General features: G+C 66.9%; 6 protein-coding genes and 2 pseudogenes. 1 reads left to right on the forward strand and 7 read right to left on the reverse strand.

All coding sequences use genetic code 11. The features are described from left to right. From J5F18_RS18210 to antA, 4 genes and pseudogenes are all read right to left on the reverse strand, one after another. Window positions 1-263, reverse strand: a pseudogene (locus J5F18_RS18210) (muconate cycloisomerase); the annotation flags it as partial. Between the two features lie 7 nt (window positions 264-270). Further along, a complete protein-coding gene (antC, locus tag J5F18_RS18215) occupies window positions 271-1287 on the reverse strand; it encodes an anthranilate 1,2-dioxygenase electron transfer component AntC (protein WP_346299940.1) in 1017 nt (338 codons plus the stop codon). A gap of 19 nt (window positions 1288-1306) precedes the next feature. Then, window positions 1307-1792, reverse strand: coding sequence for an anthranilate 1,2-dioxygenase small subunit (antB, locus tag J5F18_RS18220; RefSeq protein WP_346299941.1), 486 nt, complete (start codon window positions 1790-1792; stop codon window positions 1307-1309). A 3-nt stretch (window positions 1793-1795) separates the two neighbouring features. Next, entirely contained in the window at window positions 1796-3184 is a 1389-nt protein-coding gene (gene antA / locus J5F18_RS18225) for an anthranilate 1,2-dioxygenase large subunit (RefSeq protein WP_346299942.1), read from the reverse strand. A gap of 404 nt (window positions 3185-3588) precedes the next feature. On the opposite strand from antA, the gene J5F18_RS18230 reads away from it, so the two are divergent. Beyond that, complete coding sequence (locus J5F18_RS18230) at window positions 3589-4596, forward strand: AraC family transcriptional regulator (protein WP_346299943.1); 1008 nt, start codon at window positions 3589-3591, stop codon at window positions 4594-4596. Window positions 4597-4617: 21 nt separating this feature from the next. Here the strand turns inward: J5F18_RS18230 and J5F18_RS18235 are convergent, their stop codons facing one another. The 3 genes and pseudogenes from J5F18_RS18235 to J5F18_RS18245 all read right to left on the reverse strand — a co-directional run. Beyond that, entirely contained in the window at window positions 4618-5514 is an 897-nt protein-coding gene (locus J5F18_RS18235; protein WP_346299944.1) for a CopD family protein, read from the reverse strand. A gap of 3 nt (window positions 5515-5517) precedes the next feature. Then, window positions 5518-5886: a copper resistance CopC family protein gene (locus tag J5F18_RS18240; RefSeq protein WP_346299945.1), complete on the reverse strand. Its 369-nt coding sequence runs from the start codon at window positions 5884-5886 to the stop codon at window positions 5518-5520. 143 nt (window positions 5887-6029) lie between these two features. Beyond that, window positions 6030-6269, reverse strand: a pseudogene (locus J5F18_RS18245) (transcriptional regulator); the annotation flags it as partial.

Below are 6269 nucleotides of genomic sequence, written 5' to 3' on the forward strand. Positions count from 1 at the left end.
TTGATGTTCGCCGAGGACTGGCCGATCAGCAGCGGCGCCAGATAGGCGTCGATGTTGCGCTTGATGCTCTCCGGGCTCTCCGGGCCATAGGCCAGACCGCCGATGGTGGTCCCCTCGCCCAGGCCCTCGATGCCGTCGCTGTGGCGCATGCGCACGATCACCAGGGTCTGGCAGGCCATGGTGGCCATGGAGAGCCGGTGGGGCCGGATGGTCGGCAGGTCAACCAGACAGGTCTGGATCGCTTCGATACGGATGTTGTTCATGGGATCCTCAGCTCGACACGAACTTCTCGAAGAACAGGCGGTGTTCACCCACCTCGCGCTCCTCGAGCCACTGCCTCGAGGCCTCGATCATCGGCGGCGGACCGCACAGGTAGGCATCGAAGGGCTGGGACAGGAAGTCGCGATCGAAGAGGTCGCAGACCACGCCCCGCTTGCCCTGCCAGGCCGCAGAAGCATTCATCACGATGGGCTCGAAGACGAAGTCGGGCAGCGCCTCGGCGAAGGCCGCGAGGCGATCGAGCTCGCTGAGATCCTGCTCCTGGGTCACCCCGTAGCAGAGCCGGATCGGCTGGGTGCACTCGCCCTTCTCGACCAGCTCCTCGAGCATGCCGAGGAAGGCCGAAAGCCCGGTGCCACCCGCCACCATCAGCAGGGGGCGCTGCACCTCACGCAGATAGAAGGCCCCCAGTGGCCCCTCCAGGGAGATGGCATCACCCACCCTGGCACGGTCACGCAGGTAGTCGCTCATCACGCCGCTGGGCAGCAGGCGGATCAGGAAGCGCAGTTTGCCCTCCCTCACCGCCGCAGTGGCGAAGGAGTAGGCCCGCCACTCGTTGGTGCCCGGCACCTCGATGCGGGCGTACTGGCCGGGCAGGTAGGGCAGCGCCCGGGCGGGATCATCGAGGGTGATCTCGAGAATGGCGGCGCCGTCGGAGACCGGCTCGACGGCACTGACGATGCCGTCATGCAGCTCGGTGGCGACGCTGCAGATACTGGAGTCCACGTCGAAGTAGAAGGAAGCGTGGGTGGAGCGCAGGCGAGTCTGGCAGGCCAGCACATGCCCTTTTGCAATCTCCTCCTCGGTCAAGGCCTCCTCGTCGATGTACTCGACCTCCACCTCGCCCGACTCGCGCAGGCAGCGGCAGGTGGCGCAGACCCCTTCGCGACAGTCGACCGGCAGGTTGACGCCGTGTCGCCGGGCCGCGTCCATCAGCAGTTCGTCGTTGTCTACCTTGACGAAGCGGGTAATACCGTCCCGAAAGACGATGGCGGCTGTGTTATGCATGACTCGCCCTCCAGCGCAATCAGACGTGATAGAAGTCGAGCACGGAGTCGATCCGGTCGTTGTGCAGGACGGTGTGCTTGCGGGTGATCTGCCAGCCGTCGACGGCGTCACGCAGGGTGTAGTCGGCGGTGCCGAAGAAGTGGCCGCTCTCGCCGAAGCGGTGGAAGTGGGTCACCCAGTTGACCCGGACCTGCACCTGGCCATCCTCCCGGTCGCTGCAGCGCACGTTGCCGATCAGGTGCAGGGTGCGCGGCATGGGGGTACAGGCGGCCGACTTGCCGGTGCGGATGCGGAAGACGCGATCCTCGATCCCCGTGCGGTCGGGGTAGTACATCAGCGACATCTCGCGCTTGGGGTCGACGGTGATCTCATGCTCGCCCTTCCACTGGGGGATATGGAACTCGCACTCGGGGGCGAACTGCGCCAGGTAGCCGTCCCACTCCTGGTCATCGCAGAGTTCGGCGACACGATAGAGGAACTGCTCGATGGATTGCTGGCGGGTCATGGCTTATACCTCCTGGAGCTTGAGCGCTTTCTTCTCGAGGCCCTCGAGCAGCAGCCGCTGCCAGGTACCGTGCTGGTTGACGTAGAGCCCTTCCTGGGTGAACTCGGTGCCGGTGATCACCGGCTTGATACCCAGCACCCGGCTGTTGCGGGTCTCGCCACGGGCCCAGTGCTGATGGCCGCGGGAGATGTCGCTCCAGCGCTCGGCACGGGCCTGGAAGCCGCGCTGCTGCTCGCGGAACTCCACCAGGTCGTCCGGGGTGCCCATGCCGGAGACATTGAAGAAGTCTTCGAACTGACGGATACGATTCTCGCGGTCGGCATCCGACTCGCCCTTGACGCCGAGGCACAGGCTGATCACCTCGGTCTTGTTCCAGGCGATGGGGCGCACGATGCGCAGCTGCGAGCTGATCTGGTCCATGAAGAACAGGCTCGGGTAGATGTTCAGGTTGCGCAGGCGGTGCATGGTCCACTCGGCGCGCTCCCGGGGATGCTGCTCCATCAGGCGCGGCATCACGCTGGCGTAACCGGGTCGCACCTGGGGGTTGGGCATGTCGCTGAACAGCAGGCTGTGGCCGTTGGCGAAGGAGAACCAGCCGTCGTCGGTGTCCTTGTCGCCGGCACCCAGCTTGCTGTAGTCGAGGGTGTCGCCGCCCCCGCCCTGCTTCTGCGACTCGAGCTCGCGGCGATGCTGCACGGTGGAGACGTAGTTGTAGTGCACGGTGCTGACGTGATAGCCGTCCAGGCCGTTCTCGTTCTGCAGCTTCCAGTTGCCGTTGAAGGTGTAACGGGACTCGCCAGGCAGCACCTGCAGTTCACCGTCCTCGGCCTGCTCCACCATCATGTCGAAGAACAGCCGGGTGTCGCCCAGGAAGTCCTCGAGGCTGACGGTCGACTCGGCGTCCAGGCTGATGAAGACGAAGCCGCGGTAGCTCGCGATGCGCGCCTGGCGCAGGCCACGGCTAGACTTGTCGAAGTCGGCGGAATACTCGCCGGGCGCCTTGACCTTGACCAGACGGCCGTCGGACTTGTAGCACCAAGCGTGGAAGGGGCAGGTGAAGGTGGACTGATTCCCCTTGCAGACCCGGGTCAGGGTGGCGCCGCGGTGCTGGCAGGCGTTGGCCAGGGCATTCAGATTGCCCTTGGCATCACGGGTGATGATCATCGGCTGGCGGCCAGCCTGCATGGTGATGAAGTCGTTGGGATTGGGGATCTGGCTCTCGTGACAGGCGAAGATCCACTGTTTCTCGAAGATCAGTTCCATCTCGAGGTCGAAGAGCGCCTCGTCGATGAACATGTCCCGCGCAACGCGAAAGACGCCGTCTTCGGGACGGAAGTCGATGCAGTTCTCGACAAACGTCTGCCAGTCGGGGAGGGAGCGCTGTGTCGTCATGGGTCGTTACCGTGTTATGGGTTGTCAGGCACGACCAACCTTAGGGACTCCCCCACCGGTCCACTATGCGGTTATTGGAACAGCGCTATCCACTTCTTCATGGGCATGGTGTTCGCCCCGTGGCACCGCCCAGTCGGGGCCTTGGAACACCTTACATCCCGCTGCTGATCGGAAATGGGCCACTCGGCGCCCCTCGAGCGCTGGAGGTGTCGGTAGTCGCACCTAGACCTTGGTCTCGATGACCACCAAGTCGATCTGGCATCCCCCCGCGAAGAGTGCCAGAATGAGGGATGGCGTTCGCTTGACGCACTTTTGAACGACGTGCGAACCAGCATCTCGACCATCCGCCACGGCCTCCCCGGGCTCGATGACAACGACACAAGATGGCGAGATCAGGAGGAACCATGACCGTATCCCCTTCCCCGACGCGGCGGCAGATCGCCGCCGAGTTCCACTCCCCGGACTCGGCCTGCCGCTGGATGTGCAGCATCAATGGCCCCCACCGTCTCGTGGTTCCCCAGCCGCGGGAGCTCAACTTTCGCCACCGCGGCACCCGCCTGGCCAACGTCGCCATCGGCACCATCGAATACGCGACTCCGGTGCAGATCGATATCGCCGATCTGACCCACAGCTACAGCATCAGCCTGCCCCTCCAGGGGGCCCAGTCCTTCGAGCTACCGGGCGATGCCTTCGGCTCCGATGCCGGGGTGGCGGCCATCATCTCCCCCAACCAGCCGCTGCACCTGCGCATGGACGAGCACTGCCAGAAGCGCCTGGTGCGTCTGTCGCGCCAGGCACTCGAGGGCAAGCTCTCCCAGTTGCTGAAACGCGAACTGCCGCGCCCGGTGATCTTCGACCCCCGCATGCCGATGAGCGGCACGGTGCGGGAGTGGTGGCGAATGGTGGCCAACCTGCAGGAGATGCTGGACGCCGAAGGGTCGCTGTGTGACCTGCCCGAGGTGTGGAGCAACTTCGAGAACTCGCTGATCACCAGCCTGCTCTATACCCAGCCGCACAATTACAGCAGCGAACTGCTCGATCGCCAGCAGGGTCGCCCGGCCTATCTCGCCCGCCTCGAGGCCCTGTTCCGGGAGTCCCTGGACCGCCCCCTGGGCCTGGCCGACCTCGAACGCGCCGCCGGGGTCTCGCGGGAGCGGCTCTATCGCGACTTCCACACCCACTACGGGGTCTCCCCCATCGCCCACTTCCGCCAGCTGCGCTTCGAGCAGGTGCGCCAGCGCCTGGAGCGGGCAGCCCCTCGGGAGAGCGTCTCCAGCATCGCCATGGACTGCGGCTTCCAGCAGTTGGGCCGCTTCTCCCAGGAGTACAAGGCGCGATTCGGCGAGCTGCCCTCCGAGACCCTCAAGCGCAGCAGCAGCATCACCATACCCGGCCAACCGCGGCTCCAGTAGGGCCAACCCCGCACCGGGCCGCTACCCCAGGGGCGAGGTGGTCGCGGTCAGCAGTGCCACCGTGAGCAGGATCAGCCCGATCAGCGTACCCTCGGTGGCGATGCTGGAGCGCAGCCGCTGCCTGGCCCCCGGCACGCCACGCGCCAGGGCCGGCACCAGCCACCACTTGTTGAGAGCCCCGAGCAGCAGCAGGAGCGTCACCAGGGAAAGCTTGATCAGCAGCAGCTGGCCGTAGGGGGTGTGCAGCAGCGGGGCGAGACCGCCCATCAACAGCCCGGCCAGGCTGGCACCGGCGAGCAGCAGCAGCGGAATCAGCACCTGGCCGAGCCGACCGAAGCGCCCCAGTAGCCGGCTCGGCAGGTCACCGTATTGCGCGTTTCCCGCCAGGCGGTAGAGCGGGGCCAGGGAGGCAAGCCAGAAGGCGGCCAGGCCCAGATGCGCGAACAGCAGGGTGCCAAGGCGGGGATCGCCGCGGGTGTGGCCGACACGGGTAAAGGCCAGCAGCACCAGGACCATTCCCGCCAGGCCCAGGATGGGTACCAGGGCACGCAGCCGCCCGCTCAGCAGGTTGGCCTGGAGCAGCAGTAGCCCGGCGAGCGCCAGGCGTAGACGATCCCCCAGGGGGCTCTCGATCACCACCTGCAGCAGCACCGGATCACGGGCCGCCGCCAGGCTGCCGCCCCCGAGAAAACCGGCCTGCAGCGGCCAGCTCAGCAGTGCCAGGAGGATGGCCGTCCAGGCCGCCGCCACCAGGGTACGCTCGAGCCGCTGCCCCTCGGCGCGGGGCAGATCGGGGAAGGCGAAACGAAACAGCCGGCTTCCCACGGCCAGCAGGGCCGCGCCGTAGAAGCCCGCGGCAACGACGACTCGCCCGAGCGTCCAGGCGTCCAGGCCGGACAGAAGCGTCCACCATGCCATGGCTCAGTCGTCGACGGTGAAGCGGAAGTCTCCCGACATGGTGTGGCCATCCTCGGCGAGACCGCGCCAGGTCACCCGATACTCGCCCGGGGCCAGGACGTCGGCCGGTACCGCCTCATGGTGCTCCCCCATCTCGCCGACGGGTCCGTCGCTCAGGGCGATCTCGCCCTGGGGGCCATGGACCTCGAACTGGGTGATGCGGATCGGCGAATCGAAGCGCAGCTCGAGCTGCTCTGGCGGCTCCGCCACCACCTCGCCCTCCGCGGGAACCTGGTCGATCAGATGGGCGTGCGCCCAGAGCGGCTGGCTCACCAGGCCCAGCAAGGCCAGGCCCCCCGCCAGGAACACCTGCTTTCCCCATGTCTTGATCATCTTCCTCTCTCCGTGGTGAACATGCGCCGGGCCGGCGGCTTCCGGCACCTCGCACATGATGGCCCAGCCAGGCGCTTCCAACCAAGCGACGGCCACGAGGGGTCGCGATGCGCCTCAACGGCCCGAGGGGCGGATCCGGTGTTTCAGGCACCGGATTCCCCGGGCGCAAGCTGCTCGCGGATCAGCTCGGCGAGGCGCCGGGCGGGCTCGGTGGGGCGCCGCGCGGCGCGGTGCAGGGCCAGCTCCACGGCGGGAAGCCCCGGCAGCCCGCTGGTCTCGTCCAGGGCGCGCAGCTGGGGCGTCAGCATGCTGCGGGTCACCACCACGATGGCGAGCCCCGCCTGCACCACCGGGCCCAGGCCGGCCATGGACTGGCTACGGTA

The organism is Halomonas sp. BM-2019, assembly GCF_017584085.1.